The following is an 18736-nucleotide window of genomic DNA, read 5'->3' as shown; positions in this document are numbered from 1 at the left end:
TATTGAAATGTCATGATGAGGACATGAGTAGTTTTCTACGATTTTCAGAGAGGGAAGCCTTAGGGTGTGAGCTTCCTAGTACGGGATTATTACTTACCACCTCTAAACTTTAGCAGTGAACGGTTTTTCTAGTAATTGCTAACGGACAACACCGTTATGTTGAACTTGAGCAATTAACAATTATGTTAATTGGAACAAGGGTGGAACCACGAATTCAACACTCGTCCCTTTTTACGGGATGAGTGTTTTTTATTTTGAGAAAAAGAGGAGTGACCAGTGATGGCAGATGTAGTTAAAATTACTTTCCCTGATGGAGCTGTGAAGGAGTTTCCAAAAGGCGTAACAACTGAAGAAATCGCAGCTTCTATTAGCCCAGGCTTAAAGAAAAAAGCTGTAGCTGGAAAATTAAACGATGAGATGATCGATCTTGTTACACCAATCGAAGAAGATGGTGCAGTTTCTATCATTACATTAGATTCTGAAGATGGCCTATATATTTTACGCCATTCAACAGCCCACCTTTTAGCACAAGCGTTAAAACGTTTATATAAAGATGTTAAGGTTGAGCTTGGCATTGGTCCAGTAATTGAAAATGGCTTCTACTACGATATTGATATGGAAGAAGCAATTACAGTTGAAGACTTCAAGAAAATCGAAAAAGAAATGCAAAAAATCGTGAACGAGAACTTAGAAATCGTTCGTCATGAAGTACCACGTGCAGAAGCAATTCGTCGCTTTGAAGAAATCGGCGATGAGTTAAAATTAGATTTAATTAACGATCTTCCAGAAGATGCAGTTATTTCAATCTATGAGCAAGGCGAATTCTTCGACCTTTGTCGTGGTGTTCACCTTCCATCTACAGGGAAAATTAAAGTGTTTAAATTATTAAGCGTTGCAGGTGCTTACTGGCGCGGCGATAGCAATAATAAAATGCTACAACGTATTTACGGTACTGCATTCGTTAAGAAAGCAGAATTAGATGAGCACTTACGTATGCTTGAAGAAGCGAAAGAGCGCGATCACCGTAAATTAGGTAAAGAATTAAAACTATTTACTAATAGCCAAAAAGTAGGACAAGGTTTACCACTTTGGTTACCAAAAGGTGCAACAATCCGCCGCATTATCGAGCGTTACATCGTTGATAAAGAAGCAAGCTTAGGCTATGATCACGTATATACTCCAGTACTAGGGAGCAGAGAGCTTTATGAAACTTCTGGTCACTGGAACCACTACCGTGATGGCATGTTCCCATCAATGGAAATGGATAACGAAGAATTAGTTCTTCGTCCAATGAACTGTCCTCATCATATGATGGTTTATAAAAATGATATTCACAGCTACCGTGAATTACCAATCCGTATTGCAGAACTTGGAACAATGCACCGTTATGAAATGTCAGGTGCGTTATCTGGATTACAACGTGTACGCGGAATGACTTTAAACGATGCGCACATTTTCGTTCGTCCAGATCAAATTAAAGAAGAGTTAAAACGTGTTGTAAACTTAACTCTAGAAGTGTACAAAGATTTCGGTTTAGAGAACTACTCATTCCGTCTATCTTACCGCGACCCAGCAGATACTAAAAAGTATTATGCGGATGATGAGATGTGGGAAAAAGCACAAGGTATGTTAAAAGAAGCTATGGATGAAATGGGTCTTGATTACTATGAAGCTGAAGGTGAAGCGGCATTCTACGGTCCAAAACTTGATGTTCAAGTTCGTACTGCTCTTGGAAAAGACGAAACACTTTCAACTGTACAATTAGACTTCTTACTTCCAGAACGCTTTGAATTATCATACGTTGGTGAAGACGGTAAACAACATCGTCCAGTTGTAATTCACCGTGGTGTTGTATCAACTATGGAACGTTTTGTTGCCTTCTTAATTGAAGAATACAAAGGTGCATTCCCAACATGGTTAGCTCCAGTTCAAGTACAAGTAATTCCAGTTTCTCCGCAAGTACATTTAGACTATGCGAAGAAAGTACAAGACGAATTGCGTCGTGCTGGTATCCGTGTTGAATTAGACACTCGTGAAGAGAAGATCGGTTACAAAATCCGTGAAGCACAAATGCAAAAAATTCCGTACATGCTTGTAGTAGGTGACAATGAAGTAACTGAAAACGGCGTAAACGTACGTAAATATGGTGAACAAAAATCAGAAACAATCGCATTAGATGCTTTTGTTGACATGATTAAAGTAGAAGGAAAACGATAAGAAAAAGCCGCGGTATACCGCGGCTTTTTTATGTAATATACTCGAGAGAAATTAGAAAAAATAACCATGTAACACTTATCATAAAAAAGTATTGCAAGTATGTTAGTTGTTTGTTACAATATTTCTTGTTGTTAGTAAAACACATCGCGTCTTCTTGACAGACGTCATGTCCTATGATAAACTCATCAAGGATAATAGAATATTGTTTTGTGGAACAAGTAGAAGCACCCGCTTCTCACCTGATGGACGCATTCGCAGTTAACAGGTAAATGTATTTCTTACTTAAGATTTTACAAGTGTGGGTGTCGTATGCCCGCACTTTTTTTGTTCGGGTTCTATGACTACAAAATATGTTCTGAGAAAACCTTGGAGGTGGCTTACTATTAGCAAGGATATGATGATTAACGAGCAAATTCGTGCACGTGAAGTACGTTTAGTTGGCGCAAATGGCGATCAACTTGGAATCAAGTCTCGTAATGACGCTTTAGACTTAGCTGCAAATCTTAATCTTGATTTAGTATTAGTTGCTCCAAATGCGAAACCGCCAGTATGCCGCATTATGGACTACGGTAAATTCCGCTTTGAGCAACAGAAGAAAGAAAAAGAGCAGCGCAAAAATCAAAAAGTAATTAGCATGAAAGAAGTTCGTTTAAGTCCAACAATTGATGAACACGACTTTAACACAAAACTTCGTAATGCTATCAAGTTTTTAGAGAAAGGCGACAAGGTTAAAGCGTCAATTCGCTTTAAAGGACGTGCCATTACTCATAAAGAAATCGGTCAACGTGTTTTAGATCGCTTCTCAGAAGCTTGTGCTGAAGTTAGTACAGTTGAATCTAAGCCTAAAATGGAAGGACGCAGTATGTTCTTAGTTTTAGCACCGAAAAACGATAAGTAATAGATAGAGGAGGAAATACCTATGCCTAAACAAAAAACTCATCGCGGCGCTGCAAAGCGTTTCAAAAAGACTGGATCAGGTAAACTGAAACGTTCTCACGCTTACACAAGCCATTTATTCGCTAACAAATCTACAAAAGCTAAACGTAAACTACGTAAAGCTGGTGTAGTAAGCGCTGGTGACTTCAAACGCATTCGTCAAATGCTTGACAACTTAAAATAAGTTCGGCTGATATATAGAACAATTAGGAGGTAATATTATGCCAAGAGTAAAAGGTGGTACAGTTACTCGTCAACGTCGTAAAAAAGTAATTAAATTAGCAAAAGGTTACTACGGTTCAAAAAATACATTATTCAAGGTTGCTAACCAACAGGTTATGAAATCTCTAATGTATGCATTCCGTGACCGCCGTCAAAAGAAACGTGACTTCCGTAAATTATGGATTACACGTATCAACGCAGCAGCTCGTATGAATGGTCTTTCTTACAGCCGCTTAATGCACGGTCTTAAAAATGCTGGCATCGAAGTTAACCGCAAGATGCTTGCTGACTTAGCTGTTCATGACGAAAAAGCTTTCGCTGAATTAGCAACAGTTGCAAAAAACAACATTAACTAATTAATTAGTTGAAACCTTAGAAGAATTTTCTTCTAAGGTTTTTTATTTGTATTCAAATAGAAGTTAGAAGTGAAAGAAATTCTAAAGATTAACGACTATGTCGTTATCAATATGACAAAATCAATATAAAAGTTATAGCAGTATAGAAGAATATACATATGAAGTCAGGAGAATACTCCTGGCTTTTTTTAATTCTGCTCTTTTGGAAAGAAGAGTATCTTTCCTAGCCGAAACGACACTGCTATAATGGAAAGATGATATGGAACTTTCATCAGATGAACAATTTAAGAGCGATGACTGAAACGTATTTGTAAATTAAGGACAAGCTATTTTATAAAGAGGTAGATAGCTGACTTATTCATAAGAACTGAAACATAATAATGAACTTTGAGATGAAACAACATTGTTGCGTAAAATGCGATGTTGGAGGAGGACAATAGAATGGACTTACTACAACTATTTAAATTACAAAAAGAATTAGATGACCGTATTGCAAAAGAACATGACTTACAACCGAAAAAATTGTTAAAAGAAAAAATGTTAGCTCTTCTTGTAGAAATTGGAGAACTTGCAAATGAAACACGTTGTTTTAAATATTGGAGCAACAAACCAGCTTCGGAGCGTGAAGTGATATTAGAAGAGTACGTAGATGGTTTGCATTTTATTTTATCAATCGGAATTGATTTAGGTATTGATAAAAACTTCCTATTCTATAAATGTGCACAAACGAATAAAACACAAGTGGAAATTTTCTTAGACACATATGCGAAAGTAATTCGTTTTACAGATCAACCATCTATTACAAACTATATTGAATTATTTACGAGCTATCTTCGACTTGGACAAGCACTTGAATTTGAGCAAGAAGAGATTGAAAAAGCATATTTAGATAAAAATGAAGTAAATCATCAGCGTCAAACACAAGGATACTAATTTAATTTTTGAATATTTCAATTTAATTATTGTATAATGAATTGACTGAAGAAAAAGGAGGGTGTTGGCAATGACAAAATTAGACGCGACATTGACAATGCTAAAAGAATTAACGGATGCACGTGGTATTGCTGGTAATGAACGTGAACCACGTGAAGTAATGAAGAAATATATCGAGCCGTTTGCGGACGAACTTTCTACTGATAACTTAGGGAGTTTAGTTGCAAAAAAAGTAGGGGAAGAAAACGGCCCGAAAATTATGGTTGCAGGTCATTTGGATGAAGTTGGATTTATGATTACACAAATCGATGACAAAGGTTTCCTTCGCTTCCAAACGGTTGGTGGCTGGTGGTCACAAGTTATGCTTGCGCAACGCGTGACGATTGTAACGCGTAAAGGAGATGTAACAGGTGTAATTGGTTCAAAACCACCGCACATTTTACCTCCAGAAGCTCGTAAAAAGCCAGTTGAAATTAAAGACATGTTCATCGATATCGGTGCTTCTAGCCAAGAAGAAGCAATGGAGTGGGGCGTACGACCAGGAGATCAAGTTGTACCTTACTTTGAATTCCAAGTGATGAAGAATGAAAAAATGTTACTTGCAAAAGCATGGGATAACCGAATCGGTTGTGCAATTGCAATTGACGTATTAAAACAATTAAAAGATGAAAAGCATCCAAATGTTGTATACGGCGTTGGAACTGTACAAGAAGAAGTTGGTCTTCGTGGCGCAAAAACATCTGCGAATTATATTAAACCAGATATCGCGTTCGCAGTAGATGTTGGTATCGCTGGAGATACACCGGGTGTAACGTCAAAAGAAGCGCAAAGTAAAATGGGCGATGGACCACAAATCATTTTATATGATGCTTCTGTTATTGGACATACAGGTTTACGTGATTTCGTAGTTGATGTTGCTGATGAATTACAAATCCCGTATCAATATGATTCAGTAGCGGGCGGAGGAACGGATGCGGGTGCGATTCACATTGCTGTAAATGGTATTCCTTCTATGGCAATTACAATTGCAACGCGCTATATCCATTCTCATGCGGCAATGTTACACCGTGATGATTATGAAAATGCAGTAAAGTTAATTGTAGAAGTTATTAAACGTCTTGATAAAGAGGCTGTACATAACATTACATTTAATTAATAGAAAAAGCGAAGGAGATTCTCCTTCGCTTTTTTATGTTTAAAAAGGCCGTTCTAATCCTGCTGCAGTATGAGCGCCTAAAATAATTAAACGAGTTAATTGCATCGCCATAAAATGCGGAGTATATATCATTCCTCTTTTTAACCATGACATAATCATTCCGATGTGAGCCCCTGTCACATAACTAATCAAAATATCACGAGGAACCATAAGATCTTCATCATCTGGTTGTGAAATAGACAAGCTTAATGTTAAATGCACTTGTATTGTTTTCATCATTTTATAAGAGTAGTTTCCGGCAGCTTTATCCCCAAGCATAACGTTATAAAAGTTTACATTTTCTGCGATATGTTCGAATAAAGCCAAAAATGTAGGGTGAGGTGAATCAAATGTAAGTTGAAAATCTTCTTTATTTCTATTTTTCGGTTTAATTACTTCTGCTAGCTTCTCTAACATTTCTTCAATACTTTTGTCTAATAGGTCATATTTATCATGGTAATGGCTATAAAATGTAGCGCGATTTACAGGAGCGCGTTCTGCGATATGTTGCACAGTTACATTTTCAAAGCCTTTTTCGCCTACTAAAGCGACAAAAGCATCCTGAATGAGTTGTCTCGTTCGCTTTACACGTGGATCATTTGTATTTTTAATAGACATTTTTCTTCTCCTCGTTTAATTTTCTATACTTAAACAACATATTGGTATTATATTGTTGTTTAAGCAACATTTCATACGTAAATTGTCGGTTGTAGATTCAAAATAATTATTTATAATTATAAACGATAGTCCTTCAGAAATCAGCACCGCTCGCAGGTAGATAAATTTCGATTTACGCTGCAGATGGTGTGATTTTTTTGTTAAAAGGTTAATATAATTAACAATTAAACAATCTAAACAATAAGGACATAAATAGTTTAGAAAAAAATTATATGCGATATAAGGAGAGGAATGCAATGAATCAGTTTCGAAGAATGGTAATTATCAACATTATCACATTAATTGTACTAGTTGGCGGCGGTATTGGCGGTTATTACTATTACAACCAAACGGAAAATTACTTAAAAACAGACAATGCAAAGATTGATGGGAAGGTAATTCCGGTTGCTTCACCAGTAGCAGGTAAACTAACTGACTGGAAAGCTGAAGTAGGAAAAAATTATAATGAGAACGATAAACTAGGTACTGTTACTGTAGCGGCAGCTAATGGAGAACAAACAGTAGATGTAACAATTCCACAAAATGCAACGGTTGTACAATCAAACGCAACAACAAATGCTTTCGTTGGAGCTGGTAGCCCGATTGCTTACGCGTTCGATATGAACAATTTATGGGTAACAGCAAACATTGAAGAAACAGATGTTGATGATGTTCAAAAAGGTCAAGATGTAGATGTGTATGTAGATGCATACCCAGATACAACGTTAACAGGAAAAGTAGAACAAGTTGGCTTAACAACAGCGAATACATTCTCTATGTTGCCATCAAGCAACGCAACAGCGAACTATACGAAAGTAACACAAGTAGTACCAGTTAAAATTTCTTTAGATCATAGCAAATCAGTAAATATTGTTCCTGGCATGAATGTGACAGTTCGTATTCATAAGTAAGGGGGAGATGAGATGTCCTCAATTGTAATTGCAGGATATGCACTATTTTGTATAATCGTCTTCTTCCTTGTAAATCGTCTTTTACGAAAGAAAAAAACGAAAATGGGAGAAGAACAAGTCCCAGCCGTAAGTAAAATAGAAATAAGTAAAGTTGAAACAGAAGAGAAAGAAATTGAACGAAAGCAAGAATCGGAAATTTCTAATGTAGTTGAGTTAGAAACAGGAAAGCAAGAAGAAGTAAAACAAGAAAAAGAAGTGCCGAAAAAACAAATGTCTACGCCTGTAGAGAATGTGAACGTAAAAGCAGTTGTAGCTGTATTAATTCTCGGCATGTTCGTTTCTATTTTAAACCAAACAATCATTAACGTTGCATTACCTCCGTTAATGAATGAATTTAACGTATCAACTTCAACAGCACAATGGTTAATTACAGGCTTCATGCTTGTAAATGGTATTTTAGTACCGATTAGTGCATTTTTAGTTTCACGATTTACGTATCGTAAATTATTCGTAGCAGCAATGTTATTCTTCACGGTAGGATCTATCATTTGTGCTACTTCCGGAAACTTTACGATGATGATGACGGGCCGCGTAATTCAAGCAGTTGGTGCGGGTATTTTAATGCCGGTTGGTATGAATATCTTTATGACATTGTTCCCGCCTCATAAGCGCGGAGCAGCGATGGGGTTACTAGGTGTAGCGATGATTTTAGCTCCAGCTATCGGACCGACTGTAACAGGTTGGGTAATTGAAAATTACAGCTGGAACTTAATGTTCTATGCGATGTTTATTATCGGTTTAATTATTACGTTCCTATCTTTAAAATTCTTTACACTAGCTCAGCCAGTGTCTAAAACAAAATTAGATGTATTTGGTGTTGTTAGTTCAAGTATTGGGCTAGGAAGCTTGCTGTACGGATTTAGTGAGGCTGGAAATAATAGTTGGACTAGTGCAGAAGTTGTTATTTCACTTATCATTGGTGTAATTGGTTTAGCGTTATTTATTTGGAGAGAGTTAACAACGGACAATAAAATGCTTGATTTACAAGTATTTAAATATCCAGTATTTACTTTCACTTTAGTAATTAACGCAATCGTTACGATGGCATTATTCGGAGGTATGTTATTGCTTCCAGTATATCTGCAAAACATTCGTGGCTTTACGCCAATTGAATCTGGTTTACTACTTCTTCCAGGATCATTAATTATGGGGATCATGGGACCAGTAGCGGGTAAATTATTCGATAAATATGGCATTCGTCCATTAGCGATAATTGGATTGGCAATTACGACGTATGCGACATATGAATTTACAAAATTATCGATGGATACACCGTATAGCGTTATTATGACGGATTATATTATACGTTCAATTGGTATGTCATTCATTATGATGCCAATTATGACGGCTGGTATGAATGCGCTGCCGATGAAATTAATTTCTCACGGTACAGCAACGCAAAATACGTCAAGACAAGTAGCGGGTTCAATCGGAACAGCGATTTTAATTACACTTATGACGCAACAAACGACTGCTCACGTAGCAGATTACGGCAACATGTTAACAACATCAAACCCAATTTTAGTTGATAAAATACACGGCATGGGGCAAAGTTTAGCGGCCTTAGCTGGATCAGCTCAAGCAGGAGACGCGATGAGCACACAACTATTATATGGACAAATTTCAAAGCTATCTGCAATTAACGGTATTAACGATGCCTTCTTAATTGCAACGATACTCGCAGGGATTGCTTGGGTGTTATCGTTCTTCTTACCATCAGGCAATAAACCAAATAGAAAAGCAGGGAATTAAATTCCCTGCTTTTTTGTGTTCTTTATGCAGTTAAATATAAAAGCTGGTAACCAGCTACGGAGCACAGCCCTGTTATAAACAAAATTGTTCCCATAGCACGAATACTTGATATTTGTCTGCCGCTTATAATAGCTAATAGTCCAGCTAAAGAGAAGAGACCCCAATATAAAGTTCCTGAAATTGGAATCATCCCCTCTAAGTCTATTCCATAACCTATACAAATGATAGGAAAAACGATAAGAGATATGCTAATGAAACCAGCTATAATAGTAAATGATTTACGACATTTAATACCAAAAATAATTAAAAAAATGCCAACGATGAATTCGCATACCATTAAAGTAAGAGCTAAAATCATCCAAGTTAATATTCCGAACACTTCTGTGTTACCTCCGATTTGTGAGTTTCAAAAAATATTATATATAGTATGAATCACCCACAGTCATGAGTAACCAGAAGATAACTCCTAATATACCAGCGATAAAAATAATGAATCCCATATTACGGATACTTTTAATCTTTGCTTGTAATCCACTTAATCCAGCTAATAATCCAGTTAAAGAAAATAGGGTCCAGTATAGAGCAGTTGGAATGGGGAAGATTGTATCCATATTAATTCCTATACTTAAAAAAACAAAAGGTAGTGTGACAAAGGATAGGCTAAGTAGCCCCATTAAACCAACGAGTAATTTCCGATATTTAATTCCTGTTACTATTAAAAAAATTCCACCAGCAATCCCGCATAGTAAGAGAAGTGGCGTGAAAAGCATCCAAATAACACTGAACATATGTAAACTCCTTTATATGAATTAAGTTATATTTTACTACATGAGGTTTATTTTGGATATTATTAATAAATATGTATAAATTGATAGAGATGAGAAGTGATCATACGAATTAATAAAAGAGGTATCGTGAGGATACCTCTTTCTAATTCAAGAATGCCAACAAATTATTCATAATATGAAATAACATAGCTGGAATAATGGATTTTGTTTTTTTACATAAAATAGCCATTAATAATCCCATGAAGAAAGTAATGACCATTACGCCAAGTGAGTATGTATGAGCGATACCGAAGAAGAAGCTTGTTATAATCGCTGCAATCCAAAATGGAAAGCGTTCTGAGAAAAAGCGAAGTATAAAGCCACGGAAAATAAGCTCTTCAAAAATTGGTGTGAGTATTGCAAAGCCCAGAAGTAATAATATTTGATACTGCTTAAAGACATCTAAGTTTAGTGCGGAAGATTGCTGCTTTGTTGCGTCTTGGAACACATAATTTAACAAGATGTAATTAAGTAAAATGTTTATAGCGAAGAAAAGAAGTAAGTATACGTATGTACGCCATTCTCTCAGTGCTTTAAAGTTAAATGATTGTAGTAGTAATTTTTTTGCGGGTTCGAATTTAAAAATGAAGAATAACAACACGGCTAGCTGTAATACAATACTTGCAGTATTTACGATAGATTCATACAGGGCAATTTGTTTTTTATCTGTAAGACCGGCTGTATAAATTGTTAAGGGCATTGCGAGGAACACAGTAATAAGTCCGGTTCCGAAAAAAGCGAATACAACGGAGCTAATAAATTGTCCCCATGACATAGAGTATTTCTGTTCATTAGAAAGTTGTGTAGCGGGTTGCATATGTAGAATCACCTCTTTATATTTGTATATTTAATTATAAGGCATTTTGTTTTCAGGCGTAATATTTAAATATTACATATAAAGGTGTATTTTCCATAAAATAATAAAAGAGGTATCACCCTGTAGTGATGCCTCTTTCTCATTGATAACTATGTTCTGTCTTGTTATTCAATTTTGCTTGCTCTATTTGCAATTCACGCTCTACCAATCGATCTAATTGCTGAATTGCTTTAAGTGCTTTTTCATAAGAAATTGTTCGATAATGATGCGCTCCGCCCGGTTCTTCATCTGCTTCGTCTGCCCATTTAATAATATTTTGAAGAGATGTTCTTTCAATTTCTTGTTCCACTAAGAAAGAATCTGTATGAAGAAGAATTGCAATAGAAATTTCTTTTGCTAGTTTTGGATGTTCTCCTAATCTAATAAGTAATTTATGTGCTCTTTCAGCACCTTTAATTGCATGGATATCATTCTTTTTATATAAGTCATAATCCCATTCGCCGCCTGTGTACCACGTATGATGTCCAATATCATGAAGGAAGCCAGCTTTTGTGGCAGCATCGACTGAGGCGTGATGCTTTTTGGCTAGGTGAAACGCATGGTAAGCGACAGCAATCGCGTGGACCATTCCAGAACGGTTTACGTATTTTTGTGTAATGTGGTGTTTAAAAATTTGTTCAAGCGTAATACGGTGCATAAAACATTCACTCCTTTTATCTTATGGTGTATATGAAGAAAAATCGATCGGTTTAAATGTATTTTGAACATTGTACTCCATCATAGTTCGTTAGTAAAGTAGAAATGTTTAGGAGAAGAAAAAAAATTTCTGCAAAAAAATCACCTTAGCTTATGCAAAGGTGATTTTCAAATTGCTTATTTTTTTAATCCTTGCTCTAGTGTTTCTAACATTTCGTGCTTTTCATTTTCATCAGCGTTTTTCCAAATGACTTCAAATAAAACGCCAAGACCTGGAAGCATTTTTTCTTCACCGCTTTGAATTGCATCGACGATTGTTTCTTGTAATTGATCTTGTGAATTTCCAGATACATTCGCTAATACAGCACCGCGTAAATTAAAACTCATTGCTTTCACCTCTTCTTCAGAATTGAAACTGACGTTAGTTTTTGTTCTTTTTTATGTAAATATGTATGAAAAATAGGCTATAATGATAAGACAAGAAGAGAGGGAAATACATATTATGAAAAACATTGATTCAGTACAAAATCCGCGTGTAAAGCAGTGGAAAAAGCTGCAAACGAAAAAAGAACGCGATAAAAAAGGTTTATTTTTTGTAGAAGGATTCCACTTAGTCGAGGAAGCTTTGAAGGCAGGAATTGTAACAGAACTTATCGTTTCAGATCAGACAGACCTTCCGAAAGATTGGACAGTTAATGATGTGGAAATGTATATTGTACCTGAGGCGATTGTCAAAATACTTCGTGAAACAGAAACGACACAAGGTGTATTTGCTGTTTGTGAGAAGCATGAGAAAGAAGTAGCTCTTACTGATGGGAAATTCCTTTTATTAGATGGCCTGCAAGACCCAGGTAATTTAGGAACAATTATTCGTACAGCTGATGCAGCTGGTATTCACGCCGTTGTGCTTGGAGAAGGTTGTGTTGATGTTTACAATAGTAAAGTACTCCGCTCTACACAAGGCTCTATTTTCCACTTACCAATTGTAAAAGGGAACTTAGAAGAATGGGTAGACAAGTTAAAAGAAAACAACGTTCCTGTATATGGAACAGCTCTTGAAAATGGAGTTCCGTATGGTGAAGTAACGCCGGCTGGCAGTTTTGCATTAATTGTAGGAAATGAAGGAAATGGCGTACGCCAAGAAATTCTTGCAAAAACGGATCAAAACTTGTATATTCCGATTTACGGCGGGGCAGAATCATTAAATGTTGCGGTTGCAGCAGGGATTTTAACGTATTATTTGCAAAGCCCGGTTGCGAACAAATAAAAAACTTCTTATAATAAGTTGAAGTACATTATATTAAAAGTTAAATAACGAAAAACGTTGATAGAGAAGAGTAACTTACAAAATCGCCATATAGGGAGAGAGTGCCGTAGACTGAAAGCATTCTTATGGTAGACGGAAGTGAATTCACCTCTGGAGTTGACGCCAGGACCATGTATATGTAAAGGCGTTCCGGTCAGAATTGATCGTTATAACTAATGAGTGGGCAGACTTGTTCTGTCAATTTAGGGTGGTACCGCGAATTTACCTCGTCCCTTTTTGGGAGCGAGGTTTTTTTATTTTTAAAATTAGGAGGGTTCCAAAATGGAAGCACGTTTAAAAGAGCTAAAGCAAAAAGCGTTAGAGCTTATTGAAGAAGCGAAAGAGCTAAAGGGCTTAAACGACGTACGCGTAGCGTATTTAGGAAAAAAAGGCCCAATTACAGAAGTATTACGCGGCATGGGAAAATTGTCAGCAGAAGAGCGTCCACGTATGGGAGCATTAGTAAATGAAGTGCGTGAAGCGATTCAAACGCGTTTAGATGACAAAATTAGTAACTTAGAAAAAGCAGTAATCGAAGCGAAATTAGCTACTGAAACAATCGATGTTACACTGCCAGGTCGTCCTGTTGAAACAGGTTGTCACCATCCGTTAACAGCTGTTGTTGAGCAAATTGAAGATGTATTCATCGGTATGGGTTATGAAGTAGCTGAAGGAACAGAAGTAGAAAAAGACTACTACAACTTCGAAGCACTAAACTTACCGAAAGATCACCCAGCGCGTGATATGCAAGATACATTCTACATTACAGAAGAAACGTTACTACGTACACATACATCTTCTGTGCAAGCACGTACGATGGAAAATAATAAAGAAAAAGGCCCAATCAAAATTATTTGTCCTGGTAAAGTGTATCGCCGTGATGACGACGATGCGACGCATTCACATCAGTTCATGCAAATTGAAGGTCTTGTAATTGATAAAAACATTCGTATGAGTGACTTAAAAGGTACACTGCAAGTATTCGTGAAAAAGATGTTCGGTGAAGATCGTGAAATCCGTCTTCGTCCAAGTTTCTTCCCATTCACAGAGCCATCTGTAGAGATGGATATTTCTTGTATGATGTGTCATGGCAAAGGTTGCGGCACTTGTAAAGGAACTGGCTGGATTGAAATTCTAGGCGCAGGTATGGTTCACCCGAACGTACTTGAACTGGCTGGTTATGATTCAAAAGAATATCAAGGTTTCGCATTCGGTATGGGCGCAGAGCGTATCGCAATGTTGAAATACGGAGTAGATGACATTCGTCATTTCTATACAAATGATGTACGTTTCTTACAACAATTCAAACGAGCGTAAGGGAAGGAGAGGATAAATATGTTCGTATCATATCGTTGGTTACAAGAGTATGTAGATATTAAAGATGTAACAGCACAAGAACTAGCAGACAAAATCACGAAAAGTGGTATTGAAGTAGAAGGCGTTGAAGTATTAAATAAAGGTGTAAAAGGTGTTGTAGTTGGTCACGTATTAGAATGTGAAAAACACCCAGAAGCTGATAAATTAAGCAAATGCTTAATCGATATCGGTGAAGAAGAGCCAGTTCAAATTATTTGTGGAGCTGCTAACATTGCAAAAGGTTTAAAAGTACCAGTTGCAAAAGTTGGTGCTGTACTTCCTGGTAACTTCAAAATTAAAAAAGCAAAACTACGCGGTGAAGCTTCTCACGGTATGGTTTGTGCTCTTCAAGAGCTTGGCATTGATGGAAAGTTAGTTTCAAAAGAATATGCAGATGGTATCTTCATCTTCCCAAGTGACGCTGAAGTTGGTGCAGATGCACTTGAAATTTTAAACTTACACGATGAAGTACTTGAGCTTGGTTTAACACCAAACCGTGCAGATTGCCTAAACATGTTAGGTGTTGCATATGAAGTAGCTGCTATTTATGGCCGCGAAGTAAAACTTCCAGCTATCGACTTACAAGAAACAGCAGAAAAAACTTCTGATTATATTTCTGTAAGTGTAGAAGCGAAAGAAGAAAACCCGTTATACATTGCAAAAATGGTTAAAAACGTAAAGATTGGTCCATCACCAATGTGGATGCAAACTCGTCTTATGGCAGCTGGCATTCGTCCAATTAGCAACGTAGTTGATATTACAAACTACATTTTAATGGAATACGGTCAGCCGTTACATGCATTCGATTACGATAAATTAGGTTCAAAAGAAATCGTTGTTCGTCTTGCAAAAGAAGGCGAAAAAATTGAAACGTTAGATGATCAAGAGCGTACATTACAAAGCCACCATCTTGTAATTACAAACGGCACGAAAGCTTTAGCTGTTGCTGGTGTAATGGGCGGGGCGGATTCTGAAGTTACAAATGAGACAGTAAACGTTCTAATTGAGTCTGCATACTTTGCAGGTCAAACAGTACGTCGTACATCAAAAGACTTAGGTCTTCGTAGTGAATCAAGTGCACGTTTCGAAAAAGGAATCGATCCAACACGTACATTTGAAGCAATTCAACACGCAGCTGCTTTAATGGCGAAATATGCTGGCGGTGAAGCACTTGAAGGTGTAGTAGAAGCTGACAACTTACAAGTACAAGAGCGTACAGTATCTGTTACTGCTGAAAAAGTAAACCGTGTATTAGGTACAAATATTTCTGCGAGTGAAATGGGTACAATGTTCACAAACTTGAAATTCCCATTTACAGAAGTAGAAGGAACATTCCATGTAAATGTACCAGCACGTCGTCCTGATATTACAATTTCAGAAGACTTAGTAGAAGAAGTGGGCCGTCTATACGGTTATGACCACATTCCAGTTACATTACCTTCTGGAACGATGACTCGTGGTAAATTAACATCAGCACAAACGAAACGTCGTAAAGTACGCCGCTTCTTAGAGGGTGCTGGTTTATATGAAGCAATTACGTATTCATTAACAAGCGCTGACAAAGCGAAACAATATATGGTTGAGCCAAACGAAAAGGCGCCTGTAGGTCTTGCACTTCCAATGAGTGAAGAACGTAGCCAACTTCGTTTAAGCTTAGTACCGCAATTACTAGAAGCAGTTTCATACAATGTCGCTCGTAAAAACGACAGCGTTGCTTTATACGAAGTAGGTTCTATCTTCTTACCGACAGAAGAAGGAGAACTTCCGAAAGAAGAACAACATCTTGCAGGTGTTATGACAGGTCTTGCTCTTCACCATGCATGGCAAGGTGAGAAGAAAGTAGTAGACTTCTTCGTTGTGAAAGGTGTACTAGAAGGACTATTCGACGTGCTTGGCGTTTCAAATCAAATCACATATGCACCGGCAAAACGTGAAGGTATGCACCCAGGCCGTACAGCTGACATCGTATTAGATGGCGAAGTAATTGGTTTCATCGGTCAATTGCACCCAGAAGCAGAAAAACAATTAGATGTGAAAAATACATTCGTATTTGAATTATCTCTTGTAAAAGTATTCGGTGCAGACGCTGAGGAAACTTACTACTCAGCAATTCCACGTTTCCCATCTATGACACGTGACATGGCTGTTGTAGTAACAAAAGAAACAAAAGCTGGTGAAATGAAGCAAGTCATTGCTGAAGCTGGCGGAGAACTTCTGAAAGACGTAACACTATTCGACTTATACGAAGGTGAAAAAATGGAAGAAGGCAAGAAATCACTTGCATTCTCTATGACTTACTTCGATGCAGAACGTACATTAACAGACGAAGAAGTAACAGAAGCACATAACCGTGTACTAACAACGGTAGAAGAGAAATTCGGTGCGGAGTTACGTAAGTAATTAGAAAATTGCCGGATTCATTCCGGCAATTTTTTTATTGGATTGGTTGTCGGACACTGTCGGTAAGTCGATATATTACAAAAATCGCTCATATATTTTCCGACACCTTGCATCTTTCTCTCGAATGTAGTACATTAATTTTAGTTTAACAAAATGAAAGACGATGATAAGGAAAAGTAGTATATACTATAATCCAAAGCGAGTCAGGGACGGTGAGAGCCTGATGAGGCGGTATATGTGAAGAACACCTTGGAGTTGCTAACCGAAATTGAATTTTGTATTCAAGAGTAGACTTAGACGGGAATCCGGCCTGTTACAAACCGGGAAGTATGTATTACATACGAGTTAAAGTTGGTCTTTATGACAAATTGGGTGGTACCGCGAAGTTTAACCTTTCGTCCCTTTATGGATGAAAGGTTTTTTTGTATTTAAATATATGAGCAAAGGAGAATTTCACTATGGAAAACACATTAGTAAAAAGTCTGTATAGAGATACAGAAAAGTATGCAGATCAAACAGTACAAGTATCAGGGTGGATTCGTAACTTACGTGATTCAAAAGCATTTGGTTTCATCGAATTAAACGACGGTAGCTTCTTCAAAAGCGTTCAAATCGTTTTCGATACAGAATTAGAGAACTTCAAAGAAATTGCAAAACTTCCACTTAGCTCTTCAGTTAAAGTAGAAGGTAAAGTAATTGCAACGCCGGGAGCGAAGCAACCATTTGAAATTAAAGCAGAAAAAATTGATATCGAGGGCTTATCAGATTCTGATTACCCACTTCAAAAGAAGCGTCATACGTTTGAATACTTACGTACAATCGCTCACTTACGTCCAAGAACAAATGCATTCTCTGCAACGTTCCGCGTACGTTCTATCGCAGCATTTGCGATTCACCAATTCTTCCAAGAGCGTGGATTCGTACATGTCCACACACCAATCATCACTGGTAGTGATACAGAAGGTGCTGGCGAAATGTTCCGCGTAACAACGCAAGATTTAAATAACCTACCAAAAGGTGAAGACGGAAAAGTTGATGAGTCAAAAGACTTCTTCGGTAAAGAAACAAACTTAACAGTAAGTGGACAGCTGAACGCTGAAGCTTATGCATTAGCATTCCGTGATGTATACACATTCGGACCTACATTCCGTGCAGAAAACTCAAACACAACTCGTCACGCTGCTGAGTTCTGGATGGTTGAGCCTGAGATTGCATTCGCTGAACTAGGTGACGTAATGAACCTTACAGAAGATATGCTGAAATATGCAATGAAATACGTATTAGAGCATGCACCAGAAGAAATGGAATTCTTCAACAGCTTCGTTGATAAAACAGTTCTAGAGCGCATGAACAACGTAATCAACTCTGACTTCGGTCGCATCACATATACAGAAGCAATTAAAGTGCTTCAAGAATCAGGTGCTGACTTCAAATACCCAGTAGAATGGGGAATCGACTTACAAACAGAGCACGAAAGATACTTATCAGAAGAAATCTTCAAACGCCCTGTATTCGTAACTGACTATCCGAAAGACATTAAAGCATTCTACATGCGTTTAAATGAAGACGGTAAAACAGTAGCTGCTACTGACCTTCTAGTTCCTGGCATCGGCGAATTAATCGGCGGAAGCCAACGTGAAGAAAGAATGGACGTTTTAGTAGACAGAATTAAAGAATTAAGTATGAACGAAGAGGACTACTGGTGGTACTTAGAACTTAGAAAATACGGCGGTACAAAACACGCTGGATTCGGTCTAGGTTTCGAGCGCTTCCTAATGTACATCACTGGTATGGCTAACATCCGTGACGTAATTCCATTCCCAAGAACTCCAGGTTCTTCTGAATTCTAAAATATGAAAAAAGGCGAGAGGATTTCCTCTCGCTTTTTATTTTACATATTGTATAGTTTATTCCCTCGTAGCAAAAAGTAACGCGAAGGGGTGAATATAAATGAGTAAAAAAGTGAAAAAAGATCATTCAAGATCGGGCCTAGGTTCTCCAGAAGTTGAAGGACAAGGAACGACGACACATGAAACAGGTTCTCATAAAGTATCTTCATCAAATAAGAAGCAGAAACGAAGCTAACATAACAAAG

General features: G+C 37.3%; 19 protein-coding genes and 4 other annotated features. Of the genes, 13 read left to right on the top strand and 6 right to left on the bottom strand.

Going from position 1 to position 18736, the window contains the following annotated elements:
• The first annotated feature begins 3 nt into the window (after positions 1-3).
• Positions 4-232 (top strand) — a binding site (T-box leader).
• Positions 233-279: 47 nt separating this feature from the next.
• The 6 genes from thrS (at position 280) to BHV55_RS22830 (ending at position 5820) form a co-directional block, all read left to right on the top strand.
• On the top strand, positions 280-2217 hold the full coding sequence (gene thrS / locus BHV55_RS22855) for a threonine--tRNA ligase (RefSeq protein WP_000786083.1): 1938 nt from the start codon (positions 280-282) through the stop codon (positions 2215-2217).
• Positions 2218-2427: 210 nt separating this feature from the next.
• Positions 2428-2548, top strand: a sequence feature (ribosomal protein L20 leader region).
• Between the two features lie 63 nt (positions 2549-2611).
• Positions 2612-3115: a translation initiation factor IF-3 gene (infC, locus tag BHV55_RS22850; RefSeq protein WP_000973215.1), complete on the top strand. Its 504-nt coding sequence runs from the start codon at positions 2612-2614 to the stop codon at positions 3113-3115.
• A 21-nt stretch (positions 3116-3136) separates the two neighbouring features.
• Positions 3137-3337, top strand: coding sequence for a 50S ribosomal protein L35 (rpmI, locus tag BHV55_RS22845; RefSeq protein ID WP_001125945.1), 201 nt, complete (start codon positions 3137-3139; stop codon positions 3335-3337).
• 37 nt (positions 3338-3374) lie between these two features.
• Positions 3375-3731 (top strand): 50S ribosomal protein L20, encoded by a 357-nt coding sequence (gene rplT / locus BHV55_RS22840; RefSeq protein ID WP_001138362.1) that lies wholly within the window; start codon positions 3375-3377, stop codon positions 3729-3731.
• Positions 3732-4172: 441 nt separating this feature from the next.
• Entirely contained in the window at positions 4173-4664 is a 492-nt protein-coding gene (locus tag BHV55_RS22835) for a dUTP diphosphatase (protein WP_000365050.1), read from the top strand.
• Between the two features lie 70 nt (positions 4665-4734).
• The gene (locus BHV55_RS22830) at positions 4735-5820 is read left to right on the top strand and encodes a M42 family metallopeptidase (protein WP_000163555.1); all 1086 of its coding nucleotides are present in this window, start codon (positions 4735-4737) and stop codon (positions 5818-5820) included.
• Positions 5821-5859: 39 nt separating this feature from the next.
• On the opposite strand, the gene BHV55_RS22825 is transcribed toward BHV55_RS22830, so the two are convergent.
• Positions 5860-6477: a TetR/AcrR family transcriptional regulator gene (locus BHV55_RS22825; protein ID WP_000023661.1), complete on the bottom strand. Its 618-nt coding sequence runs from the start codon at positions 6475-6477 to the stop codon at positions 5860-5862.
• Between the two features lie 296 nt (positions 6478-6773).
• Here BHV55_RS22825 and BHV55_RS22820 point away from each other — a divergent pair, with 296 nt between their 5' ends.
• A complete protein-coding gene (locus BHV55_RS22820) occupies positions 6774-7427 on the top strand; it encodes an HlyD family secretion protein (protein WP_001071419.1) in 654 nt (217 codons plus the stop codon).
• Positions 7428-7439: 12 nt separating this feature from the next.
• Positions 7440-9239 carry a DHA2 family efflux MFS transporter permease subunit gene (locus BHV55_RS22815; protein ID WP_000095272.1) on the top strand — a complete coding sequence of 600 codons (1800 nt, stop codon included), beginning with the start codon at positions 7440-7442 and terminating at the stop codon, positions 9237-9239.
• 22 nt (positions 9240-9261) lie between these two features.
• Here BHV55_RS22815 and BHV55_RS22810 read toward each other — a convergent pair whose 3' ends face one another.
• The 5 genes from BHV55_RS22810 to sspI all read right to left on the bottom strand — a co-directional run bounded on the left by BHV55_RS22810 (position 9262) and on the right by sspI (position 11966).
• A complete protein-coding gene (locus BHV55_RS22810) occupies positions 9262-9618 on the bottom strand; it encodes an ammonia permease (RefSeq protein WP_070756983.1) in 357 nt (118 codons plus the stop codon).
• 37 nt (positions 9619-9655) lie between these two features.
• A complete protein-coding gene (locus BHV55_RS22805) occupies positions 9656-10027 on the bottom strand; it encodes a DNA-binding protein (protein ID WP_070179522.1) in 372 nt (123 codons plus the stop codon).
• Positions 10028-10169: 142 nt separating this feature from the next.
• Positions 10170-10883 carry a CPBP family intramembrane glutamic endopeptidase gene (locus tag BHV55_RS22800; protein ID WP_001182122.1) on the bottom strand — a complete coding sequence of 238 codons (714 nt, stop codon included), beginning with the start codon at positions 10881-10883 and terminating at the stop codon, positions 10170-10172.
• Between the two features lie 139 nt (positions 10884-11022).
• The gene (locus BHV55_RS22795; RefSeq protein ID WP_000554786.1) at positions 11023-11580 is read right to left on the bottom strand and encodes an HD domain-containing protein; all 558 of its coding nucleotides are present in this window, start codon (positions 11578-11580) and stop codon (positions 11023-11025) included.
• A 176-nt stretch (positions 11581-11756) separates the two neighbouring features.
• Positions 11757-11966 carry a small acid-soluble spore protein SspI gene (sspI, locus tag BHV55_RS22790; protein ID WP_000009509.1) on the bottom strand — a complete coding sequence of 70 codons (210 nt, stop codon included), beginning with the start codon at positions 11964-11966 and terminating at the stop codon, positions 11757-11759.
• An 82-nt stretch (positions 11967-12048) separates the two neighbouring features.
• On the opposite strand from sspI, the gene BHV55_RS22785 reads away from it, so the two are divergent.
• From BHV55_RS22785 to BHV55_RS22765, 5 genes are all read left to right on the top strand, one after another.
• Positions 12049-12846, top strand: a complete 798-nt coding sequence (locus BHV55_RS22785; RefSeq protein WP_001986644.1) for a TrmH family RNA methyltransferase — start codon at positions 12049-12051, stop codon at positions 12844-12846.
• 48 nt (positions 12847-12894) lie between these two features.
• Positions 12895-13123, top strand: a binding site (T-box leader).
• A gap of 44 nt (positions 13124-13167) precedes the next feature.
• A complete protein-coding gene (gene pheS, locus BHV55_RS22780) occupies positions 13168-14202 on the top strand; it encodes a phenylalanine--tRNA ligase subunit alpha (RefSeq protein ID WP_070756982.1) in 1035 nt (344 codons plus the stop codon).
• Positions 14203-14220: 18 nt separating this feature from the next.
• Positions 14221-16641: a phenylalanine--tRNA ligase subunit beta gene (gene pheT / locus BHV55_RS22775; protein ID WP_000498191.1), complete on the top strand. Its 2421-nt coding sequence runs from the start codon at positions 14221-14223 to the stop codon at positions 16639-16641.
• Positions 16642-16795: 154 nt separating this feature from the next.
• Positions 16796-17047, top strand: a binding site (T-box leader).
• 52 nt (positions 17048-17099) lie between these two features.
• A complete protein-coding gene (gene asnS / locus BHV55_RS22770; protein WP_000432178.1) occupies positions 17100-18491 on the top strand; it encodes an asparagine--tRNA ligase in 1392 nt (463 codons plus the stop codon).
• A gap of 100 nt (positions 18492-18591) precedes the next feature.
• Positions 18592-18726 carry a YuzL family protein gene (locus tag BHV55_RS22765; protein ID WP_000039590.1) on the top strand — a complete coding sequence of 45 codons (135 nt, stop codon included), beginning with the start codon at positions 18592-18594 and terminating at the stop codon, positions 18724-18726.
• Positions 18727-18736 lie beyond the last annotated feature (10 nt).

It is taken from the genome of Bacillus sp. RZ2MS9 (assembly GCF_001816185.2).
Classification (GTDB): Bacteria; Bacillota; Bacilli; order Bacillales; family Bacillaceae_G; genus Bacillus_A; species Bacillus_A cereus.
Note: the sequence above shows the minus strand (reverse complement) of the source record. Positions and strands in the feature narration are given on the sequence as shown.

Coding starts and splice junctions, on each gene's coding strand:
- thrS (WP_000786083.1), top strand. CDS start 280: ATGGCAGATGTAGTTAAAATTACTTTCCCTGATGGAGCTGTGAAGGAG.
- infC (WP_000973215.1), top strand. CDS start 2,612: ATGATGATTAACGAGCAAATTCGTGCACGTGAAGTACGTTTAGTTGGC.
- rpmI (WP_001125945.1), top strand. CDS start 3,137: ATGCCTAAACAAAAAACTCATCGCGGCGCTGCAAAGCGTTTCAAAAAG.
- rplT (WP_001138362.1), top strand. CDS start 3,375: ATGCCAAGAGTAAAAGGTGGTACAGTTACTCGTCAACGTCGTAAAAAA.
- BHV55_RS22835 (WP_000365050.1), top strand. CDS start 4,173: ATGGACTTACTACAACTATTTAAATTACAAAAAGAATTAGATGACCGT.
- BHV55_RS22830 (WP_000163555.1), top strand. CDS start 4,735: ATGACAAAATTAGACGCGACATTGACAATGCTAAAAGAATTAACGGAT.
- BHV55_RS22825 (WP_000023661.1), bottom strand. CDS start 6,477: ATGTCTATTAAAAATACAAATGATCCACGTGTAAAGCGAACGAGACAA.
- BHV55_RS22820 (WP_001071419.1), top strand. CDS start 6,774: ATGAATCAGTTTCGAAGAATGGTAATTATCAACATTATCACATTAATT.
- BHV55_RS22815 (WP_000095272.1), top strand. CDS start 7,440: ATGTCCTCAATTGTAATTGCAGGATATGCACTATTTTGTATAATCGTC.
- BHV55_RS22805 (WP_070179522.1), bottom strand. CDS start 10,027: ATGTTCAGTGTTATTTGGATGCTTTTCACGCCACTTCTCTTACTATGC.
- BHV55_RS22800 (WP_001182122.1), bottom strand. CDS start 10,883: ATGCAACCCGCTACACAACTTTCTAATGAACAGAAATACTCTATGTCA.
- BHV55_RS22795 (WP_000554786.1), bottom strand. CDS start 11,580: ATGCACCGTATTACGCTTGAACAAATTTTTAAACACCACATTACACAA.
- sspI (WP_000009509.1), bottom strand. CDS start 11,966: ATGAGTTTTAATTTACGCGGTGCTGTATTAGCGAATGTATCTGGAAAT.
- BHV55_RS22785 (WP_001986644.1), top strand. CDS start 12,049: ATGATAAGACAAGAAGAGAGGGAAATACATATTATGAAAAACATTGAT.
- pheS (WP_070756982.1), top strand. CDS start 13,168: ATGGAAGCACGTTTAAAAGAGCTAAAGCAAAAAGCGTTAGAGCTTATT.
- pheT (WP_000498191.1), top strand. CDS start 14,221: ATGTTCGTATCATATCGTTGGTTACAAGAGTATGTAGATATTAAAGAT.
- asnS (WP_000432178.1), top strand. CDS start 17,100: ATGGAAAACACATTAGTAAAAAGTCTGTATAGAGATACAGAAAAGTAT.
- BHV55_RS22765 (WP_000039590.1), top strand. CDS start 18,592: ATGAGTAAAAAAGTGAAAAAAGATCATTCAAGATCGGGCCTAGGTTCT.